This window comes from Bradyrhizobium sp. (assembly GCF_035935975.1).
GTDB lineage: Bacteria > Pseudomonadota > Alphaproteobacteria > Rhizobiales > Xanthobacteraceae > Bradyrhizobium.
In genome coordinates this window covers 137,142-155,765 of sequence record NZ_DASYWN010000044.1, presented here as the reverse complement: position 1 = coordinate 155,765, position 18,624 = coordinate 137,142, and the positions used below count along the sequence as shown (strand labels likewise).

The window sequence follows — 18,624 nt, the reverse complement described above, 5'->3', positions numbered from 1 at the left end:
GTGAGTTGCTCAATCCGGTGAGCCTTTGTCGGGCCGGCTCTCCTCGCCCTCCACCAGTCCGCGGAAGGTCCGGCGTTCCATGACGGGCGCGACCATCCCCGGGATATAGGCGTCGGAGACGAAACGGCGGCAATGCTGCTCGAACATGTCGACCAGCCGGGATTTCCGTCCCTGCGCGAGGGTCAGCACGCCGATAACCATCGGCCTGTGATCGCCGGAGAGTCGAACCCGCGACACACGCCGCCCGTCCAGCGCAATCTCGCAACGCGGCCGAACGTTCGCCAGCGTATAGCCATAGCCGTTGGCGACCATGGTCCGTATCACGTCCTGGTGCGTGGAACGCGATACGATGTTCGGCTCGAGACCTTCCTTCATGAACATGCTGAGGAAGTATTCGCGGCTGATCGGCAGATCCAGCAGAATCAGCGGCTCTCGCGCAAGCTCCTGCAAGCTGACGGCGGAGTGGCGTGCCAGCGGGCCGGCTTCACTGACCACGACATGCGGCGGCAGGCTCGCCAGCGGCAGAAATTCGAACTCGTCGGGGATCAGGAGGTCATATGTGATGGCGACATCGAGCTCTGCGCGCAGCAGGCGCTCCAGCAACTGCTCGTGATCGGCGACCGTCTGGATGATGCGTGATTCCGGATAGGTGGACGTGAACGAGTGCGACAGCTCCGGCATGACCATCGGCGCCAGCGTGACCAGGCTGCCCAGAGACAATTGCCCCCGGATGCGCTCTCCTACCTCGGAAGCGACCGAATAGACCTGCTCGGCCTGCTCGATCAGCCGCTTCGCCTCCACGAGAAGGACGCGTCCCGCCGACGTCAGCGACAACCCTTGCGCGTGCCGGCGCACGAACAGCTGTGTCCCGAGTTCCTCTTCCAGATGCGCGATCGCCGTCGAGATCGAGGGCTGCGAGATGTTCACCCGCTCCGACGCCAGAGTGATGCTCCCGGTCTCCGCTGTCGCGATGAAATATTCGATCTGGCGTAGCGTATATCTCATCAGCTTCTGTTCGACCCCTGCATCGGACTGCACGAAGCCGACTTATAGCATGGACGCGGGCCCGATCAGGCCCTGTCGTCGCCGGCAACGCCGAAACCAGGCGCCACCGACGGATTTCTTGCCCGGTCGATATAGGCGTCGACCTGGGGCTGGTAGACCCCCCAGAGCTTCCGAAGGTCCTCGATCGGACTGTCGCTCCAATCGACCCGGAGGTCCACGATTGGCCAGGATACGTCGCGCACCACGCAGAGGCCCGCCGAATGAACCGGTCCGGCCTCTCCCCCCTGGGCGAGCCCGGCCTCCAGCGCCGACAGCAGCCGCTCGACAAACGGCTTGCCGATACTGCCCCGATAAGCCGAAACCATGACCACCGGCACCTCGGCATTGGCGAGCATGTTGCCCGCGGCGATCGCGCCCTCGCCATCATGGGTGCCATGAATACCGAGCGTGTTGCTGCCCGAGTACGACGTGGCGCGTCCCCGCGCGTCGACGACGACAAGCTGCCGGTAGGCGATGAATGGTGTCGATGCGACCAGCGCGTCGCAGACCTCGGCGGCACTCAGGCCACGCGCCAGCAGATCGAGACCGATCTGCCCCAGCGCCGGGTCCGTGATGTTCTGGCTCGCGACCGCGCCGGCCTTGGCACGGAGATGGACGCAACGTGCCGCCACGGCCGGAGACGAGGACGAGATCACCATGCCGAACATCCCGGTGTCCGGACAACGGGCTGTCAGGGAGAAGGTCATGCGGGCCTCACCTGCCGTCGGGGATGACGGCCGTCACATCGACCTCGACCAGCCATTCCGGCCGCGCCAGCGCCGACACCACGATCCCGGTCGAGACCGGGAAGACGCCCTTGAGGCACTCTCCGATCTTGCGGTAGACGGCCTCGCGATAGCGGGGATCGGTGATGTAGATCGTGATCTTGCAGATGTCTCCGAGCTCTGCGCCCGCTTCCGCCAGCAACGTCTTGACGTTCGTCATCGCTTGCTCGGTCTGGCCGGCGGCATCGCCGATCGCGACATTGACGGCGGTGTCGAGATCCTGGCCGACCTGGCCACGCACGAACACCATGCTGCCCTTGGCAACCACGACCTGACACAGATCATTATCGAGTTTTTGCTCGGGATATGTGTCCTTGGTGTTGAACTGGCGGATACGTTTGTGAGTCATCGACTGATCCTGATGTCGTGAAGAAGGTCGTTATTGCGCCCGCGAGGTCGCGATGGGATGGGCCCGGCCATAGACGCGATCAGCATAGATCAGCGCCTGCCCCGAGCCCACCGTCACCGCGCCGACCGCGCCGACGAAGATGTGGTGCGTGCCGACGCGCTGGGATGAGATCACGCGGCAATCGAACGCCACCACGGACTCCGCGAGACGCGGCGCCCCGGTCTCGGTTGGCAGCCAACTCACCGGCGCAAATTTGTCGTCTCCGCCGAACTTGCTGCGGCCGCCAAAATGATCGGCGATATCGGCCTGGTCATCGCGCAGGATATTGATGCAGAACACGCCATTGTCGACAATCGCGGCCGCCGTCTTGCTTTGATGGTGGATGCAGACCAGGACCGTCGGAGTGCTGCCGTCGGCGGAGACCGACGACATTGCCGAGACCGTGACGCCGGCGCGGCCCGCCGGCCCATCCGTCGTCACGACGTTGACGCAGAATGCGGCCCGACTCATGCCGTGGAGGAATTGCGTCCGAATGTCCATTGCCGTCGATTGCACGCTTATGGCTGACATGTCATGCCCTCTCGCTATTCGGCCGCATCGCGGATCTGCCCAAACCATTGGTTGACGGCACGGTCCCCCATCTGACCGCCCTTCTCTTTCATGACCCTCTCCGACAATCCCGCAGACCTGCGCACGAAATCGAGTGGACCGTCCCAATCGAAATTTCGATAGACCGCGGCAAGGTGCGCGAACGGCGCCGACTGCGCAAACAGCTGGAACGTCAGGCGATGGCCGGCATAGTCCGAGTTGAGCAGGTCGCGCGCGAAGGATAGCAGCCGGCGTCGGTCATCGGCGATCCAATTCTCGTTGACGGTGTAGAACTTCTCCAGCCACGGCCCGGTCTCGGCATCGTCGAACGCTGCCTTGTCCGGCGTCACGCAGACTTGGCCTCCGCACAGCTCGCGCGCGATGTGCATCATCTCATGCAGCTGCGAGCATGCCAGCACGCGCCCGGTGTAGAGCAGCGACTGGTTGGGCATCATGAGGCCACCCGGGCTGCGCTCAGGCAGCGCGATCGCGGCCGTCAGATGCGCGTTGATCCCCTCGCGATAAATCGCGAGCCTGGAAAGCTTCTCCTGCACCGCTTGCTGCTTCTCGAGCCCGGTCTGGCGAACGTTGAACAGCGCCGCCCCGATCAGCATGTCGGCCAATTTCAGATTCCGCTGCACGAACGCAAACGCCGAGTAGCGATGCAGCGTGGCCCGGATATAGGCCGCCGCCTTGGTGTGCCGATAGAACAGGACGTTGTCCCACGGGATCACAACGTCGTCGAAGATCACCAGCGTATCGACCTCATCGAACCGGTTCGACAACGGATAGTCCTCAGCCGGCGCCCGGCCCGCAAAACCAGTGCGACAGATGAATTTCAGGCCTGGCGAATTGAGATCGCAGATGAAGCCCACCGCATAATCGGAATAGGCGGCATCACCCCAATTTGCGATGGTCGGCTTGGTGAAGGCCTGATTGGCGTAGGCCGCGGCCGTCTCGTATTTGGCGCCCCGCACCACGATGCCGGCATCGGTCTCCCTGACGACATGCAGCAGCATGTCGGGATCCTGGTCCTGCGGCGCCTTCGAGCGATCACCCTTCGGATCTGTGTTGGCCGAGACATGGAACGGATCGGTATGCAGTACCTTGAAGATGTGGTTGCGGATGTTCTTGGAGAACTGCGGATCGACGTCGTTGAGCACGTCCTGCCCGTCGAACAGCGACCACATTTCGCCGACGGTTTCGTCGCCAACGCGTGTAATGACGCCGCCGGCATCCTCGAGAACCGTATCCGTCGCACGTCGCTTGTCCCACCAATCCTGCTGACTGAGCGGCAATTTGTTGTTGATTGCGTGGACCTCGCCGTCCTCACGGTACGTCATCAAATGCTGCGTCGCGGGGGCATGCTGGAGGTCGTAGATCCGCGCCCTGAGATCGACCAGCGGCTTGAACGCTGGATGGATGGTGACATCCTTGATCTTCTCGCCGTTCATATAGATCGCGCGACCGTCGCGAATGGAGGCTTTGTACTCTTCGCCCGTGCGTATCATGTTCGCTCCTGTCTCGATCTCTCAGCGGCATTCCGGGACCCGCCGGAACACCGCACGCCGGCAACCATCAATGCGCGTAGGACGGATCCTCAGCATCCAGGATGCACTTCATCTCTTCGAAATGCGCGATCGAGAAATCCGTGATCTGCTCCCAATCCTGCGCGGTGCTCTCGGCGACAGCGTCGGGCAGCACCTTCAACGGCTGCCCCGTCGCGTAAGCCTGGACCAGGATTTGGCAGGCCCGCTCCAGCGTATAGATGTCATCAAAGGCTTCGCCGACCGTATTGGCGATCACGAGCACACCATGGTTTCCCATCATCAACCGCGACTTGTTGCCAAGCAGCGCGGCAAGGCGCGCGCCTTCCTGCTCGCTGTCGGCCATGCCGCCATAGCGGTCGTCGATGGCAAGGCGATTGAAATAGCGCGCCGTATTCTGATCGATCGGCTTGATCTGGGGATCCATCAGCGATGCGATCGTGGTCGCGAAAGGCGGATGGAGGTGCATCACGACGCGCGCCTGGGGCAGTTGCCGGTGCATCTGGCCATGGATGGCCCAAGCCGTCGGATCGACGTCCGGCCGTCCCTCGACGCCTTGCTCGTCATCCAGGTCGAACAGAACGAGATCGCTGGCCTTGATGCGCGAAAAGTGCCGCCACTTTGGATTCATCAGGAACCGACGTCCGTCAGCGGAGATCGCGGCACTGAAATGGTTGGCGACGGCCTCGTGCATGCCCAACCTCGCGATGCTCCGGAAAGCGGCAGCGAGATCAACACGAAGCTGCTGCTCTTCCGGCGAGGTGGCGGAATTCGTCATCTATGGTTCCTCCGAGACACAAGGTCAGGCCGGGGAGACTTATGGATTCCGTTGCAGGGGTAAAATAAGAAAATCGTCGCCGCTGATTACCGGAAAGCTATAGCGGTCGATCGCCAACGCCGAAGGCGAAAAGATCAATGGTTGATCACTGTTCGCCCAATAATTCCGCAGCCGGATCGATTAGGCGTCGTCTAAGCAAAGGACCCGGTTTTCGTAATTTACACGTTGCGGATCCCGACGGCTTACTTTGTTCCGAGTTGACCTGACAGGATCTGTAATGGACGCGATCCGCGCCGCTCCACCCCTTCGAAGCCGCCGTAACGACGTGTTTCGTATGCTGTGGCGATCGTCGCGCGACGCACAGGACACGGCCTCCAGGCTCGGCCCATCGGACCAGACTTCTGCATCGATGCCGAATGGCCCGGCCGCATCGACGGTCAAATTGCATGTTCGTGGTATCTCGAAGGCCTACGGCGACACGACCGTGCTCGGTCCGATCGAGCTGAAGGTTGTCGCCGGGGAGCTCCTCGCGGTTCTCGGTCCGTCCGGGTCCGGCAAGACGACGCTCCTCCAGATCATCTGCGGTCTGGTCGAGCCCTCGGGCGGCCAGCTGATCATCGATGGCCGCGACGAGACCGACAATTCCGCGGACAAACGCGACATCGGCGTGGTGTTTCAGAACTACGCGCTGTTCCCTCACCTCACTGTCCGCGAAAACGTTGCGTTCCCGCTGCAAATGCGGCGCGTTCCCGCGGTCGAAATCAGGAGCCGGGCGGAAGCCACGCTCGCGATGGTCGGGTTGTCGGACTTCGCCCACCGCTTTCCGCGCGAACTGTCCGGCGGCCAGCAGCAGCGCGTCGCGCTGGCGCGCTGTTTCGTCTATCGGCCGTCGCTGATCCTGATGGATGAGTCGCTGTCCGCGCTCGACAAGAAGCTCAGGGAGGACATGCGGATCGAGATCAAGCGGCTGCACCGCGAGACCGGCGCAACCATCATCTTCGTGACGCACGATCAGGAAGAGGCCCTCGCATTGGCCGATCGCATTTGTCTGATGAACGAGGGCCGGATCGAGCAACTCGGCACACCCCAGGACATCTACGAACGGCCGGCCAACACGTTCGTCGCCGATTTCATCGGCGCATCCAACCTGATTCATGGCAGCATTGCCGCCAACGGGTGCCTTGAGACACGCGATGGTGTCCTGCCGCTGCCCGAAGGCTGCGATATGCCACTCGGCCAACCGGCTGCGCTGGTGGTGCGTCCGGAAAAGCTCGTTCTTTGCCGTGACGATGAAGCGTTGCTGAACGGCCGCGTTCAGGAAAGCATCTATGCGGGGTCGGAGACGCGGCTTCTGGTCCGGCTCGCGAGCGGGACCGCGATCACCGTGCGTCGTGCGGCAGGCCTGCCGGCGGTCGACATCGACGAGAACGTCTTCATCCGGTGGGAGCGCAACCAGGCCCGGGTCCTCGAAAGCAGTCCACCACCATCGGGCGCATGACGCCACGCCATCACACTACGTCGTTTCGACATCGGTCAGTGCATCACGGAGAGAACAGCAATGTCGGCCACCACGCGCATCTCACGACGAAAGCTTCTGAAAGCCGCAAGCGTAGCCGCCACCGGCGTCGCACTGCCCTCGGTCTGGTCCGGACGGGCCAGCGCAGCCGAGCAGATCACGGTCGCCGACGTCGGCGGCGCGCCAGGCGCCGCGCTGCGCGCAGCCTTCTATGATCCGTTCGAGAAGGCCACCGGTATCCGTGTCGAAGGAGTTGCCCACGAATCCGACCCGGTCACGCAGTTCAAGGTCATCGTCGACACCGGCAGCAAGCTCTGGGACGTCTGCATGGTGACCCCCGACGACGTGCTGCGGCTGACCCAGGAGAAGAACTATCTCGAGCCACTCGAGATCACCAAGGGGCCGGATGACGAGCTGATTTCGGGCGCTCTGATGCCGAACTGGTTCGGCTTCTCGGCCTACGGCATCGTGATGGCTTACCGCACGGATGTTTACAAGAAGGAGGCCCCGACGGGCTGGGCCGACTTCTGGAACACGACCAAGTTTCCGGGGCGCCGCGGACTGTACCGCAATCCCAAGGGCGTGCTGGAATCGGCGCTGCTCGCCGATGGCGTCGACCCGAAGAATCTCTACCCCCTCGATGTCGACCGCGCCTTCAAGATGATGGACAAGATTCGCTCCGAGGTCGCGGTGTGGTGGACCGCAGGCGCGCAGAACACCCAGATCCTGCAGAACGGCGAAGTCGATATGGCCGACACCTGGTCGGCACGCGCCTTTGCCGCGATCGATTCCGGCGCCCCGGTCAACATCGTCTGGAAAGGCCTCTACTCGATCGACGGCTGGTCGATTCCGAAAGGTACGACGAAGCTGAAGCAGGCCCGCGAATTCGTGAAATTCTCCATGCAGCCCGAGCGCCAGGCCGCCTATTCCAGCATCGTCGCCAATGGTCCGAGCAACCTCAAGGCCTACAAGTTCATCACGCCTGAACGCGCCAAGGTGCTTCCGACGCTACCTGAAAATCTCTCCGGCCTCACCGTGCGCGACTATGCCTATTGGGGCAAGAACTATGCGGCGGTCTCCGAGCGCTTCCAGGAATGGCTGCTGATGGGCGGCAAGAAATAATCTCTGCGGCGGCAAGAAACATCGAGGGAAGGTCATGAGCAAGAAGAAGCAGATGGTGATCGGTGCGTTGGTGCACGCCAACGGATCACACGCGGCATCCTGGTTGATGGACGAGGCGCGACCGCACGCCTCGACCGACATCGACTACTATCGCGAAATGGCGCAACTCGCCGAACGCGGCAAGTTCGATTTCTTCTTCATCGCGGACACGCCGGCGGCGCGCACCGAGAATTTGAGAGCCTGGAGCCGGTCGCCGCTGTTCATGAACGTCCTGGAGCCGATCACGTTGCTGTCAGCCATTGCGGGGGCGACGACCCGCATCGGCCTCGGAGCGACCGCATCAACCAGCTTCTACGAACCCTATAATGTTGCCAGGCTATTCTCCTCGCTGGATCACATCTCGCATGGCCGCGCCGCCTGGAACGTGGTGACGTCGGCCAACGATTATGCGGCACGCAATTTCGGTCTTGAACGACTGCCCCCGCATGCCGACCGCTACACCAAGGCGAAGGAGTTCCTCGAAGTCGTCGAAGCACTCTGGGACACCTGGGAAGACGGCGCCTTCGTCTACGACAAGGAGACGTGCCAGAGCTTCCTGCCCGAGAAACAGCATCTGGTCGATCACAAGGGCAAGTACTTCACCGTGCATGGTGCGCTCAACATCGAGCGCTCGCCGCAGGGGCGCCCGGTCATCATCCAGGCCGGCGCATCCGACACCGGCCGGGACTTCGCGGCCGAGCATGCCGAAGTGGTGTTCGGGTCGAGCGGCAATCTCGATGCCGCCAAGGCCTTCTACACCGATCTCAAGACGCGGATGGCCAAGTTCGGCCGTCGGCCTGACGATCTGAAGATCGCCTCGGGCATCTCGGTCGTGATCGGCAATACCGAGCAGGAAGCCCGCGACAAGCTCGATCGCTGGCAGGATCTCGTCCATCCCGATGTCGGCATCCTGCGCCTCGGACAGGATCTCGAGACTGACCTGTCGGATCTGCCGCTCGACGAGCCGGTGCCGGTCAGTCGGATCCCCGCGACATCCAACCTCCACAAGGCCTATTTCGACGAGATCGCCGGCTTGATCCGGCAGGGCCTGACGCTGCGCGAGATCGCGCGCCGGTTCAATCGCGCCAAGGCAACGTTCTGCGGTACTGCGACCCAGGTCGCCGATCACATGGAAGCCTGGATCGAGGCAGGCGCCTGCGACGGGTTCATGATCTCGTTCGTGGCGCTGCCGAGCACGATGACCGACTTCGTCGAGAAAGTGGTGCCGGAGCTGCAGCGGCGCGGACGGTTCCGCCACGACTATGAAGGACGAACCCTCCGCGAGCACCTTGGCTTGGCACGCCCGGAGAACCGCCACGCCTCATTGGCGACGGCGCCGCTGGCCAAGCGTGCATAGACCAGGACCGCGCGGCGACGGATCGAACGAGGGCACTGAGTGATGGCCGAAATAACGTCTCTCGGGATTGCCGAGCATCCGCGAACAAAGGCCCGCAAGCTCAAGCTCGATCCGCTGTGGCTGGCGCTGCCTGGCCTCGGCTTCCTGGCCTTGTTCCTGGTCTGGCCGACCGCGCAGATGTTGTCCGTGAGCGTGATGGACAAGATCACGGGGGCACTGACTTTCGCTCCGTTCCTGCGGATCTGGAGCGGCGGCCCCTATCTGACCGTGCTGTCGACGACATTCCAGGTCGCGCTCTGGACCACGCTGTTCTGCCTCCTGCTCGGCTATCCCCTCGCCTATTGGCTATCGCAAAAGCCGGCCCACCAGCAACGCATCGCCGCCCTGTTCGTATTGCTGCCGTTCTGGACCAGCGCGCTGATCAAGAATTTCTCATGGCTGGTGCTGCTCGGGCGCAACGGGATCGTGGCGAAGACCATGGCCGCGATCGGTCTGAAGGGCGGCGATCAACTGCTGTTCGGACGCAGCACCGTCATCTTCGCCATGGTGCACACGCTGCTGCCGCTCGCGGTCATCACGATGCTGCCGGTCATGAACCAGATCGACCGCCGCCTGACGATGGCGGCATCGACGCTCGGCGCCAACGGCGCGCGCACCTTCTGGCAAGTGTTCTTCCAACCTTCGATACGCGGCGTCGCGTCGGCCGGCCTCCTCGTTCTAGTGGCCTCGCTCGGCTTCTTCATCACGCCGGCGCTTGTCGGCGGCGCCAGGGAGACCATGATCGGACAGCTTATTATCCTGCAGATCAACGAGTTGCAGAACTGGCAGCTCGGCAGCGCGCTCGCCGCGATCCTCCTGGTCTCCACCATGACGATCTGCTTCATCTATGATCGGATCTTCGACCTGTCGGCGGTGACCACGGGGAATGGGCGGCCGACGAAAGCGAACGGCGCGGTGCGCGGCATCGGGCTTGCCATCGTGAACACAGCCGGACTGATCTGCGGCGCGATCGAGGAGGTCTGGAAACGCAATATCCGCGGCCTGCGCGGGGGCGTCCTGCTCTCGATCTATGCCTGGATCATGATCGCCTTGCTGCTGGCGCCGATCATCGCCTTTGTCCCGATGGCCCTCACCGGCTCGACCTTCCTGTCGTTTCCGCCGCCCAGTTGGAGTGCCCGCTGGTTCGAGCAGTTCTTCGCTTCCCCGCTCTGGCTCGGCGCGATGACCCGTTCATTCGGCATCGGGTTCGCGACTGCCGCCATCACGCTGCTGATCGCGTCGATGGCGGCGTATGGCGTTGCAAGAACGCGCAGCCGGCTTGGCGGCATCGCGTTTCTGCTCTGCCTTTCGCCGATGATGGTCCCGTCGATCGTGATCGCAATCGCGCTGTTCTATCTGTTCGCGCGAATGGGGCTGGTCGCAAGCAACATTGGCATCACCATCGGTCACACGGTTATCGCCATGCCCGTGGTGTTCATGGTCATGCTGGCGACCTTCAAGGGCTATGACTGGAAGCTCGATGCGGCGGCTTCGACGCTCGGCGCCGGACGGCTGCGCACCTTCTGGCGCATCACTTTGCCGCTGGTGGCCGGCGGCCTCGCCGTCGGCTTCGTCACCGGCTTCCTGCAATCATTCGAGGAACTGACGGTCGCGCTGTTCGTCGGCGGAGGCATCAAGACGACTCTGCCGAAGCAGATGTGGGATGGAATCCTGCTTCAGGTCAGCCCCGTCATCGCCGCAGCATCCGTCGTCGTCCTCATTGTCGTGATCGTCATGTTTGCGATCATCGAGGTCCTTCAGACGCGCCGTTCGCGCTCGTCCGGCCCCGCCGGCACCCGGCATTCCTGAGGCGCGAACTTCAAAGCTGGCGCGGGGTGCCCAATGCCTTTTATTCCATACCCTTCAGCCGATCCGCCAAGCGTTCGGCGATGGTAACCGTTGTCAAATCGGTGTTTGCGCGTGGGATCTCCGGCATGATCGAGGCGTCGTCGCCTTGTGCGTTCGCTACCAGTTCTCGCCGAAGGGCCGAATTTCAACGTTGAACGACCAGGCACTGCGATCCTGGTGGGCGACGTGCCAGATCTCGCTCGCGATCGCTTGAGGCTTGATGAAGAAGTCGTCCGGCCGCTCCGGCCACCGCTTTCGAGTCCATTCGAGATCGATCACCGCATCAATCACGACATAGGCAACGTGGATTCCCTGCGGTCCGAGATCGCGGGCCATGGACTCCGCCAAGATCCTCTGCGCCGCCTTTGTGGGTGCGAAGCCGGCAAAGCCTGCCTTGCCGCGTAGCGCCGAGGTGTTGCCGGTCGCAATGATGGCGCCCGCACCGGCTGCTATCATCGCCGGGGCAAATCGCCGGGCCAGGTACAGCAAGCCCATCGTATTGATCTGAAAATTGCGGTTGAGGATCGCCGGGTCGATCTCCCGAAAGGTGCCGAAAGCGCCGCCGACGGCGTTGTGGATGACGACGGTGGGATGCCCGAGATCGCGCTCCACAGCGGATGACACCGCATCGACCTGCGCGGGATCCGAGACGTCGCAGCGAAATCCCTCTGCGCCCGGCAATTGCGCTTCGAGCGCGGCAAGTCGCTCCTCGTTCCGCGCGAGCAGCGCCACGCGATAGCCACCTTCCGCAAACTTCCTGGCAAGGGCCGAACCCGTACCGGGGCCCACGCCTGAGATCAGGCAAACTGGTGCACTCATGCGGTCAGACCTCCCTCTTGCAACCGGCGGCCTTCACGCCGCAGTCCTGGACAGCAACTTCTCGACATACGGCCCGAGATCAGGACGGAAGTGCTCATGCGCGACGAGACGGTCGAAATGAGCAAACGCGAGAGGGTATTCACTCCGAACACCGCTGTGCAGGATCTTGTCGAGGCCCAGCCTGGTCAACTGTTCGACCCGCGCATGCTCGTTCATGAACAGCGCAAGCTCGGCGGCGAAGCAGATGTCGGCCAGTGTAACTCCATTCCCGACCAACGTCGTCGGCCGCGGCGACAAGGCCTGTTCGATCCCGGATAGATAGATCGCGAACGCCTCCTTGGCGCGGGCGTGAATGGCCGCGTCGACCGTACCAGCCGACAGCGCCAGGAGGTAGATCTGCGCGTCCCTCGCAAAGACCAGACTGACATCGAGAAAACCGTCGATCCTGGATGCTTCGTAAGCGTCCCTTCCGTAGAGCTGGTACCTCGCCTGGCCCAGGCGCGCCACCGCACGCATGATGCTGTTGGATTCGAAGATCCCGACCTCTCCGCCGGGCCCGAACGCGGCCGGTACGTTGCCGAACGGCTGCGCGGCGAGAAAGGCATCGGTCTTGAAGAGCTGCGCACCTGTCAGCCCGACCCGCCCCGTTCGTGCGAGGGATGACAGGGATTGGCGCTCCTCCTCAGCGAGAGGGCGAGCATCATAATCCCACAGCCAGCCTCTCAGCTCCTTGGCGGGCGCCCCTCTCACCTCAACATCTAAGCCACAGAACCGCGCAGCTATGGTCGCCTTCCATACGCGTGGGTTCGGCAGATATGAGAAGATGCGCAAATCGGCCATCGTGGATTTCTCCTGATGAACTTCGCCCCGCGGGATATGCGTCGGAACAGGTCCACTACTCCGAGCTTGCGTCGAGAATGTCGCCGAATTGCTCCCAGCGGGAACCGTTCCAGCGCTGAAGCTGAAGCTGCGTCCAGATCATGTTGTTGCTCTCGCTGGTATTGATCTTGATGCCAGGCAGAGCCGTCGGGAGATCAACGTTCTTCAGCGACTTTGCCTGCTTGATGATGTTCTCACGCGACAGATCGTTGCCGCATTGCTTGAGGATCTGTTCGAGCACCATGCCCTGCTGGTATCCGGTCAGATAGCTGGTGTTGGTGATGTCGGAGCCGGCCAGATATTGCTCGAAGAAGGAGCGATAGGCTTTGAGCGCCTCGTCGTCCGTCCATTTCTGGTCGCCCGGATCCTTGTTCGGGGTCCCAACGATGACGCCGACCGAATTCTCAAGGCCTGCTGGCCTCAGCGTGCCAGCGACCGACGACGAGGGGAAGTTGATTAAGACCGTGGCTTTCCACCCGGTCTCGGCCGCGCGGCGGATCGCCTGCGCCGCGAATTTCGGCGTGCCCGCGATGAACAGCGCCTGCGCGCCGGAACTCTTGAGCGATACGACCTGAGAGTCGACCGTTGGCTCCGTGACCTCATAGCTGGCAGTGACCACACGCTTGTCGAAATCGGCGCCAAGCACCGCCTTGAACGCGTTGACATAGTCGCGACCGAGATCGTCATTCTGGTAAAGGATTGCGTACTTCGCCGCGGGCAGCGCCCGCGTCAAATATTTCGCGTAGATCTTGCCTTCGGTGTCATAGCTGACGAGACCAGTGGTCGTCAGCGGATAGTCCTTCACGTTGGAAAACTTGCTCGCACCGGTAACGATCGCGATGGTCGGCACGCGCTTCGCAGCGAGATATTTGGCCACCGCGGAGTTGCCCGCGGTGCCGAGCTGGCTGAACATGAAAGCGACCTCGTCGCTTTCCACTAGCCTTCGGGCGTGCTCGAAAGCCTTGGGCGGACTGTAGGCATCGTCGAGCATGACGTATTCGATCTTGCGACCATGGATGCCGCCGCGATCGTTGATCGATTGTACATAGGCCTGCACGCCCTGCCCGACCTGACCGATCGAGGACGCCGGTCCGCTCAACGGAAATATGCCTCCGATCTTGATCTTCGTCGGTGTGACGCCGGGCGTATCACCCGCCCAGCAGGGCGTAGACGTCGCAATCACGAGTGCGCAAGCCAGTCGCATGCCCCAGGACATCGCAGATTCCCTCCATTATTTGTTTTGCAACCGCCTCGCCTGTGGCAAGGCGTGACAGAAATTCGGCGGCCGCGTCAGGCGGCGAGCTTGAGTATCTTCACGATGTCGCCGGGCTCGCGGATCGGCTGCGGATTGGCCCGCGTGAAGATCGACAGCATGGCGTTCTTACCGATCAGCTCGAAACGATCCTCGGCCACGCCGACGTCGGCGAGCCGCCGCGGTAGGCCTAGCTCCGCGATGAAGGCCGCAAAGGCCTCGCCGGCATCGCGGCCAGGTGCGCCGAGCGCGGCGGCAACCGATTTCTGCGCCACTTCCGTCGCCGGCAGATTGTAGCGCAGCACGCTAGGCATCATCACCGCCGTGCAGAAATAGTGCGGCACCTCGCAGGTCCCACCAAGGACATGGCCGATGGCATGGCTGGCCCCCATCGGAACGCGAGACTGTAGTCCGAAGGCGGACATCCAGGAGCCTAGCTGACAGCTCAGCCGCGCCGCCTCATCGTTCGGATTGTCCTTGGTGCGCCGGAGCCCGTCGGACAGATAGCGCAATCCCTGCTGACACACGGCGTCGACGAGCACATTGGGACGGCTGGAACAAATCGCCTCGATGCCATGGTCCATCGCGCGCGTACCGGATCCCAGCCAGAGCTTCTCGGGCGTATATTTCGTAATCGCCGGGTCGAGGATAATGCTCCGCGGCATCATCATCGGGTGATTGAAAATCTGCTTCAGCTTGCGGCGGGTGTCGGTGACCAACGCACCGGAATTGTATTCGCCGCCGGAGAGCGTGCTGGGGATCGCTATCATCCGCACCTTCGGCGTTCGGAATGGCCCGAAGCGGCGATCTGGCGTGGTCTCGAAGCCATCGAGCCCGATCGGCTCGAAAATCTCGTGCTCCATGCACATCAGTACGATCTTTGCCGCATCGACCACCGAGCCGCCGCCAATCGCAACGACCAGGTCGGCCTGGGCATCCCTGGCCTGCCGGGCGATCTGCGTCACCACGTCCCGGGTCGTGTGCTGGGGCACGCCGTCAAAGGTTGCGGCATGGCGCTCACCGAGCGCCCACCGGATCTTCTCGATCTCGTCGGTCGTGGCGTTGAGGGTGCGGCTCGCGATCAGATAGACACGCTTGGCGCCCAGCCGTTCAGCCTCCTCCCGCAGCGCCTCGGCCGCCGATTTGCCGTAGATTACGGACTCCATGGTGGGATATTGATGGCTACCGACGACGGGCATGCTCTTCCTCCCTGAGTTCTTCTCTCCACACCGCCGAGGCGTCAGCATCGCGACGCCGTCAGCCATCCCGTTCCTGACGTACTCGTATCTCGCCCTCAGTCAGGCGACGGCGCGCGCCCGATGCGTGTCGACCGTTCCGTCCAGGAAGCCCGTCAAGCGCTGGCGGATGATCGCCTCTGCCTCCGCCATGATGCGATCGATCAGCTCCTTGACCGTCGGGATGTCGCGGATCAGCCCGACCACCATGCCGCAGCTCCATGCACCGGCATCCATCTGGCCATCGACCATCACCTTCGGATAAACGCCGGCCACCTGGTCAAGGATGTCGTCGATCTTCAGGCTTGCGCCCTTCTCGCGCTCGATCTCGAGCAGGTCGTCGACGCCCTTGTTCCTGAGCACGCGCTCGGTGTTGCGCAGCGCGCGCATCACCAGAACCGTGTCGAGCTCGGTCGCCTTGACCAGCGCCTGCTTCACGTTGTCATGGACCGGAGCTTCCTTGGTGGCCACGAAGCGCGTGCCCATGTTCATGCCGGCCGCGCCCATCGACAGCGCCGCTACGAGGCTTCGCGCATCCGCCATGCCACCGGAGGCCACGAACGGAATCTTCAGCTCGTCTGCCGCCCGTGGCAGCAGGATCATGTTGGGGATGTCGTCCTCACCGGGATGACCGCCACACTCGAAGCCATCCACGCTCACGGCGTCGCAGCCGATCTTCTCGGCCTTCAGCGAATGCCGCACCGAGGTACATTTGTGGATCACCTTGATGCCGGCCGCCTTCAGCGCCGGCATATAAGCTTCCGGGCTGCGGCCCGCGGTCTCGACCGCCTTGATGCCGCCTTCACGAATCGCGGCGATGTATTCCGGATAGGGCGGCGCCGACAGCGTTGGCAGGAAGGTGAGATTCACACCGAACGGCTTATCTGTCATGTCGCGGCAACGCGATATCTCCCTGGCGAGGAGCTCCGGTGTTTTCTGTGTCAGGCCGGTGATGATGCCGAGGCCGCCGGCATTGGACACCGCCGCCGCCATCTCGGCAAAGCCGACATAATGCATGCCGCCCTGGATGATCGGGTGCTGGATGCCGAACAGTTCGGTAATTGCTGTCTTCACGTGAAAGCTCCGTTTCCGATCAGTGAACGATTTCGAACAGGCCGGCCGCACCCATGCCGCCGCCGATGCACATGGTCACCACGCCGTACTTCGCCTTGCGCCGCCGGCCCTCGATCAGGAGGTGGCCAGTCAGCCGCGAGCCGGTCATGCCGTAGGGATGACCGATCGCGATCGAGCCGCCGTTGACGTTCAGCTTGTTGGGATCGATGCCGAGCTTGTCGCGGCAATAGATCACCTGAACCGCGTAGGCTTCGTTGAGCTCCCAGAGATCAATGTCATCGATCTTGAGAGTGTGGCGCTTGAGCAGCCGAGGGATCGCCGCGACCGGGCCGACGCCCATCTCGTCGGGCTCGACGCCGGCAGCCACAAAGCCGCGGAAGATGCCGAGCGGCTTCAGGCCTCTCTGTGCGGCGATCTTGTCGCTCATGATCACGCAGGCCGAAGCGCCATCGGAGAGCTGACTGGCATTTCCGGCGCTGATGGTCTTGCCTTCGAACACCGGCTTGATCTTGGCGAGGCCCTCAGCCGTGGTATCCGGCCGTGGGCCTTCGTCCCGGCTCAACGTGACCTGCTGATAGCTGACCTGCTTGGTGTCCTTGTCGACCACCGCCATTTTGGTCGTGATCGGCACGATCTCGTCGTTGAAGCGGCCGCCCTGCAAGGCCGCGCCGACACGGCGCTGGCATTCGAGGCTATATTCGTCCTGCTGGTCGCGGCCGATCTTGTAGCGGTCGGCGACCACTTCGGCAGTCTCCAGCATCGACATATACATCTCCGGCTTCATCGCCATGAGATCCTGGTCGACGGCATGGAACTTGTTCATGTGATCATTCTGCACCAGGCTGATCGACTCGATGCCGCCGCCGATCGCGATCTCGACTCCGTCGAGCATGACCGAGCGCGCGGCGACCGCGATCGCCTGGAGACCGGAGGCGCACTGCCGGTCGATCGTGGTACCGGCAACCGTGACCGGAAAACCGGCGCGGATCGCACCTTTGCGGGCGACGTTCATCACCATGGTGCCCTGCTGCATGGCGCAGCCCATCACCACATCCTCGACCTCACCAGGCGCGATCCCTGCACGCTTCACCGCCTCGGCCATCACATGGCCGGCCAGCGTCGGACCATCGGTGTTGTTTAGCGCGCCGCGATAAGCCTTGCCGACGCCGGTGCGCGCGGTGGATACGATGACTGCTTCAGTCGTCATGTCTGCCTCTCTTCTAGGCCGCCGCATCGAGCTGCGCGTAGCGCAATAGATGGAAGGCGGGATCGCCGAACTGGATGTTGATGGAGGAAATCCGCTTGAAATAATGCCCGACGTTCAACTCGTCGGTCATGCCCATGCCGCCATGCAGCTGCACGGCCTGGTCGGCGATGAACTTGCCCGCGTAGCCGATCTTGGACTTGGCGCCCGACGCGAGCCGCGAGACACCGGCCTCGTCTGCATCCAGGCTGAGCGTGAGGTGCTGCATCAACGAGAGCGCCTCCTGATGGGCGATGAACATATCGACCATCCGGTGCTGCAGCACCTGGAACGAGCCGATCGTCGTGCCGAACTGTTTGCGGGTCTTGGAATAGTCGAGCGTCGCGGCATTCAGCTCGGCCATCGCACCGACCGCCTCGGCAGAGAGCGCACCAATGGCACGGTCGCGGCAGGCTTCCAGCGCGGTCACCGCCTCGCCCTCCTCACCCAGCAATTGGCCGGTAACGCCGCGCAGGCTGATCTCGGCTGCACGGCGACCGTCGATCGTCTTGAAGCTCTGCAGATCCAGGTTGGCGGCGTGGCGGTCGACGACAAAGAGGCTGACACCGCTGCGATCGCGCGGCTGACCGGAGGTGCGTGCCGAAACGATCAGATAGTCCGCCCAGGGCGCGGCGACGACCGCTGACTTTGCGCCGGTCAGCACATAGCCCTTACCCTCGCGCCGCGCCGTGGCGGTGACGTTGGCGAGATCGAAGCGCGAGCTCTTCTCGGTCCAGGCCAGCGCCCAGATCTTGTTGCCGGCGATGATGTCCGGAATGGAGCCCTGCTTCTGTTCCGCGGACCCGACGCGCTCGAGCAGGCCGCCCGCGAGCACCACGGTCTCGACGAAAGGCTCGACCACGAGATGACGGCCGAATTCCTGCATGATGATCATGGTCGACAACGAACTCCCGCCGAGACCGCCTGCGTCCTCGGAGAATGGCGCCGCCAGTAGGCCCAGCTCGGCGAAGACCTGCCATTGGCTGCGGCTGTACCCTTCTTCGCTCGTAACGATCTTGCGGCGCGCATCAAAACCATACTGGTCGCGCAGCAGGCGCTGGACGCTGGACCGGAGTAGCTCCTGCTCTTCCGTGAACTGGATATCCATTT

General features: G+C 62.9%; 17 protein-coding genes. 4 read left to right on the top strand and 13 right to left on the bottom strand.

All coding sequences use genetic code 11. From position 1 onward, the window contains the following. Nucleotides 1-9: 9 nt before the first annotated feature. From VGR99_RS26995 to VGR99_RS26970, 6 genes are all read right to left on the bottom strand, one after another. Nucleotides 10-1,005: a LysR family transcriptional regulator gene (locus tag VGR99_RS26995; RefSeq protein ID WP_326902849.1), complete on the bottom strand. Its 996-nt coding sequence runs from the start codon at nucleotides 1,003-1,005 to the stop codon at nucleotides 10-12. A 65-nt stretch (nucleotides 1,006-1,070) separates the two neighbouring features. Further along, nucleotides 1,071-1,751, bottom strand: coding sequence for a DUF1028 domain-containing protein (locus tag VGR99_RS26990; RefSeq protein ID WP_326902847.1), 681 nt, complete (start codon nucleotides 1,749-1,751; stop codon nucleotides 1,071-1,073). A gap of 7 nt (nucleotides 1,752-1,758) precedes the next feature. Continuing rightward, nucleotides 1,759-2,178, bottom strand: coding sequence for a RidA family protein (locus VGR99_RS26985; protein ID WP_326902846.1), 420 nt, complete (start codon nucleotides 2,176-2,178; stop codon nucleotides 1,759-1,761). A gap of 30 nt (nucleotides 2,179-2,208) precedes the next feature. Further along, entirely contained in the window at nucleotides 2,209-2,688 is a 480-nt protein-coding gene (locus VGR99_RS26980; RefSeq protein WP_326902845.1) for a flavin reductase family protein, read from the bottom strand. Nucleotides 2,689-2,762: 74 nt separating this feature from the next. Beyond that, nucleotides 2,763-4,277 (bottom strand): 4-hydroxyphenylacetate 3-hydroxylase family protein, encoded by a 1,515-nt coding sequence (locus VGR99_RS26975; protein WP_326902843.1) that lies wholly within the window; start codon nucleotides 4,275-4,277, stop codon nucleotides 2,763-2,765. Nucleotides 4,278-4,344: 67 nt separating this feature from the next. Next, nucleotides 4,345-5,091 carry a class II aldolase and adducin N-terminal domain-containing protein gene (locus VGR99_RS26970; RefSeq protein ID WP_326902841.1) on the bottom strand — a complete coding sequence of 249 codons (747 nt, stop codon included), beginning with the start codon at nucleotides 5,089-5,091 and terminating at the stop codon, nucleotides 4,345-4,347. Between the two features lie 277 nt (nucleotides 5,092-5,368). Here VGR99_RS26970 and VGR99_RS26965 point away from each other — a divergent pair, with 277 nt between their 5' ends. Genes VGR99_RS26965 through VGR99_RS26950 form a run of 4 tightly spaced genes read left to right on the top strand, consistent with a single transcriptional unit; the run spans nucleotide 5,369 to nucleotide 10,973 of the window. After that, entirely contained in the window at nucleotides 5,369-6,589 is a 1,221-nt protein-coding gene (locus VGR99_RS26965; protein WP_326902840.1) for an ABC transporter ATP-binding protein, read from the top strand. A 60-nt stretch (nucleotides 6,590-6,649) separates the two neighbouring features. After that, nucleotides 6,650-7,729: an ABC transporter substrate-binding protein gene (locus VGR99_RS26960; RefSeq protein ID WP_326902839.1), complete on the top strand. Its 1,080-nt coding sequence runs from the start codon at nucleotides 6,650-6,652 to the stop codon at nucleotides 7,727-7,729. Between the two features lie 34 nt (nucleotides 7,730-7,763). Beyond that, complete coding sequence (locus tag VGR99_RS26955; protein WP_326902838.1) at nucleotides 7,764-9,125, top strand: LLM class flavin-dependent oxidoreductase; 1,362 nt, start codon at nucleotides 7,764-7,766, stop codon at nucleotides 9,123-9,125. Between the two features lie 42 nt (nucleotides 9,126-9,167). Continuing rightward, entirely contained in the window at nucleotides 9,168-10,973 is a 1,806-nt protein-coding gene (locus tag VGR99_RS26950; protein ID WP_326902837.1) for an ABC transporter permease subunit, read from the top strand. 156 nt (nucleotides 10,974-11,129) lie between these two features. Here the strand turns inward: VGR99_RS26950 and VGR99_RS26945 are convergent, their stop codons facing one another. From VGR99_RS26945 to VGR99_RS26915, 7 genes are all read right to left on the bottom strand, one after another. Beyond that, a complete protein-coding gene (locus VGR99_RS26945) occupies nucleotides 11,130-11,831 on the bottom strand; it encodes an SDR family NAD(P)-dependent oxidoreductase (protein ID WP_326902836.1) in 702 nt (233 codons plus the stop codon). Between the two features lie 33 nt (nucleotides 11,832-11,864). Then, entirely contained in the window at nucleotides 11,865-12,671 is an 807-nt protein-coding gene (locus VGR99_RS26940; RefSeq protein WP_326902834.1) for a glutathione S-transferase family protein, read from the bottom strand. Between the two features lie 55 nt (nucleotides 12,672-12,726). Beyond that, entirely contained in the window at nucleotides 12,727-13,926 is a 1,200-nt protein-coding gene (locus VGR99_RS26935; protein WP_326902833.1) for an ABC transporter substrate-binding protein, read from the bottom strand. A gap of 74 nt (nucleotides 13,927-14,000) precedes the next feature. Further along, entirely contained in the window at nucleotides 14,001-15,161 is a 1,161-nt protein-coding gene (locus tag VGR99_RS26930) for an iron-containing alcohol dehydrogenase (RefSeq protein ID WP_326902832.1), read from the bottom strand. Nucleotides 15,162-15,260: 99 nt separating this feature from the next. Next, a complete protein-coding gene (locus VGR99_RS26925) occupies nucleotides 15,261-16,271 on the bottom strand; it encodes a nitronate monooxygenase family protein (RefSeq protein ID WP_326902831.1) in 1,011 nt (336 codons plus the stop codon). A 19-nt stretch (nucleotides 16,272-16,290) separates the two neighbouring features. Beyond that, nucleotides 16,291-17,478, bottom strand: a complete 1,188-nt coding sequence (locus VGR99_RS26920) for an acetyl-CoA C-acyltransferase (protein ID WP_326902830.1) — start codon at nucleotides 17,476-17,478, stop codon at nucleotides 16,291-16,293. Nucleotides 17,479-17,491: 13 nt separating this feature from the next. Further along, nucleotides 17,492-18,622: an acyl-CoA dehydrogenase family protein gene (locus tag VGR99_RS26915; protein WP_326902829.1), complete on the bottom strand. Its 1,131-nt coding sequence runs from the start codon at nucleotides 18,620-18,622 to the stop codon at nucleotides 17,492-17,494. Nucleotides 18,623-18,624 lie beyond the last annotated feature (2 nt).

What these genes read in the sequence shown, in the direction of transcription:
- VGR99_RS26930 (WP_326902832.1), bottom strand. Translation starts at nt 15,161, where the DNA reads ATGCCCGTCGTCGGTAGCCATCAATATCCCACCATGGAGTCCGTAATC.
- VGR99_RS26965 (WP_326902840.1), top strand. Translation starts at nt 5,369, where the DNA reads ATGGACGCGATCCGCGCCGCTCCACCCCTTCGAAGCCGCCGTAACGAC.
- VGR99_RS26960 (WP_326902839.1), top strand. Translation starts at nt 6,650, where the DNA reads ATGTCGGCCACCACGCGCATCTCACGACGAAAGCTTCTGAAAGCCGCA.
- VGR99_RS26945 (WP_326902836.1), bottom strand. Translation starts at nt 11,831, where the DNA reads ATGAGTGCACCAGTTTGCCTGATCTCAGGCGTGGGCCCCGGTACGGGT.
- VGR99_RS26990 (WP_326902847.1), bottom strand. Translation starts at nt 1,751, where the DNA reads ATGACCTTCTCCCTGACAGCCCGTTGTCCGGACACCGGGATGTTCGGC.
- VGR99_RS26940 (WP_326902834.1), bottom strand. Translation starts at nt 12,671, where the DNA reads ATGGCCGATTTGCGCATCTTCTCATATCTGCCGAACCCACGCGTATGG.
- VGR99_RS26955 (WP_326902838.1), top strand. Translation starts at nt 7,764, where the DNA reads ATGAGCAAGAAGAAGCAGATGGTGATCGGTGCGTTGGTGCACGCCAAC.
- VGR99_RS26980 (WP_326902845.1), bottom strand. Translation starts at nt 2,688, where the DNA reads ATGAGTCGGGCCGCATTCTGCGTCAACGTCGTGACGACGGATGGGCCG.
- VGR99_RS26985 (WP_326902846.1), bottom strand. Translation starts at nt 2,178, where the DNA reads ATGACTCACAAACGTATCCGCCAGTTCAACACCAAGGACACATATCCC.
- VGR99_RS26970 (WP_326902841.1), bottom strand. Translation starts at nt 5,091, where the DNA reads ATGACGAATTCCGCCACCTCGCCGGAAGAGCAGCAGCTTCGTGTTGAT.
- VGR99_RS26950 (WP_326902837.1), top strand. Translation starts at nt 9,168, where the DNA reads ATGGCCGAAATAACGTCTCTCGGGATTGCCGAGCATCCGCGAACAAAG.
- VGR99_RS26935 (WP_326902833.1), bottom strand. Translation starts at nt 13,926, where the DNA reads ATGTCCTGGGGCATGCGACTGGCTTGCGCACTCGTGATTGCGACGTCT.
- VGR99_RS26915 (WP_326902829.1), bottom strand. Translation starts at nt 18,622, where the DNA reads ATGGATATCCAGTTCACGGAAGAGCAGGAGCTACTCCGGTCCAGCGTC.
- VGR99_RS26975 (WP_326902843.1), bottom strand. Translation starts at nt 4,277, where the DNA reads ATGATACGCACGGGCGAAGAGTACAAAGCCTCCATTCGCGACGGTCGC.
- VGR99_RS26995 (WP_326902849.1), bottom strand. Translation starts at nt 1,005, where the DNA reads ATGAGATATACGCTACGCCAGATCGAATATTTCATCGCGACAGCGGAG.
- VGR99_RS26920 (WP_326902830.1), bottom strand. Translation starts at nt 17,478, where the DNA reads ATGACGACTGAAGCAGTCATCGTATCCACCGCGCGCACCGGCGTCGGC.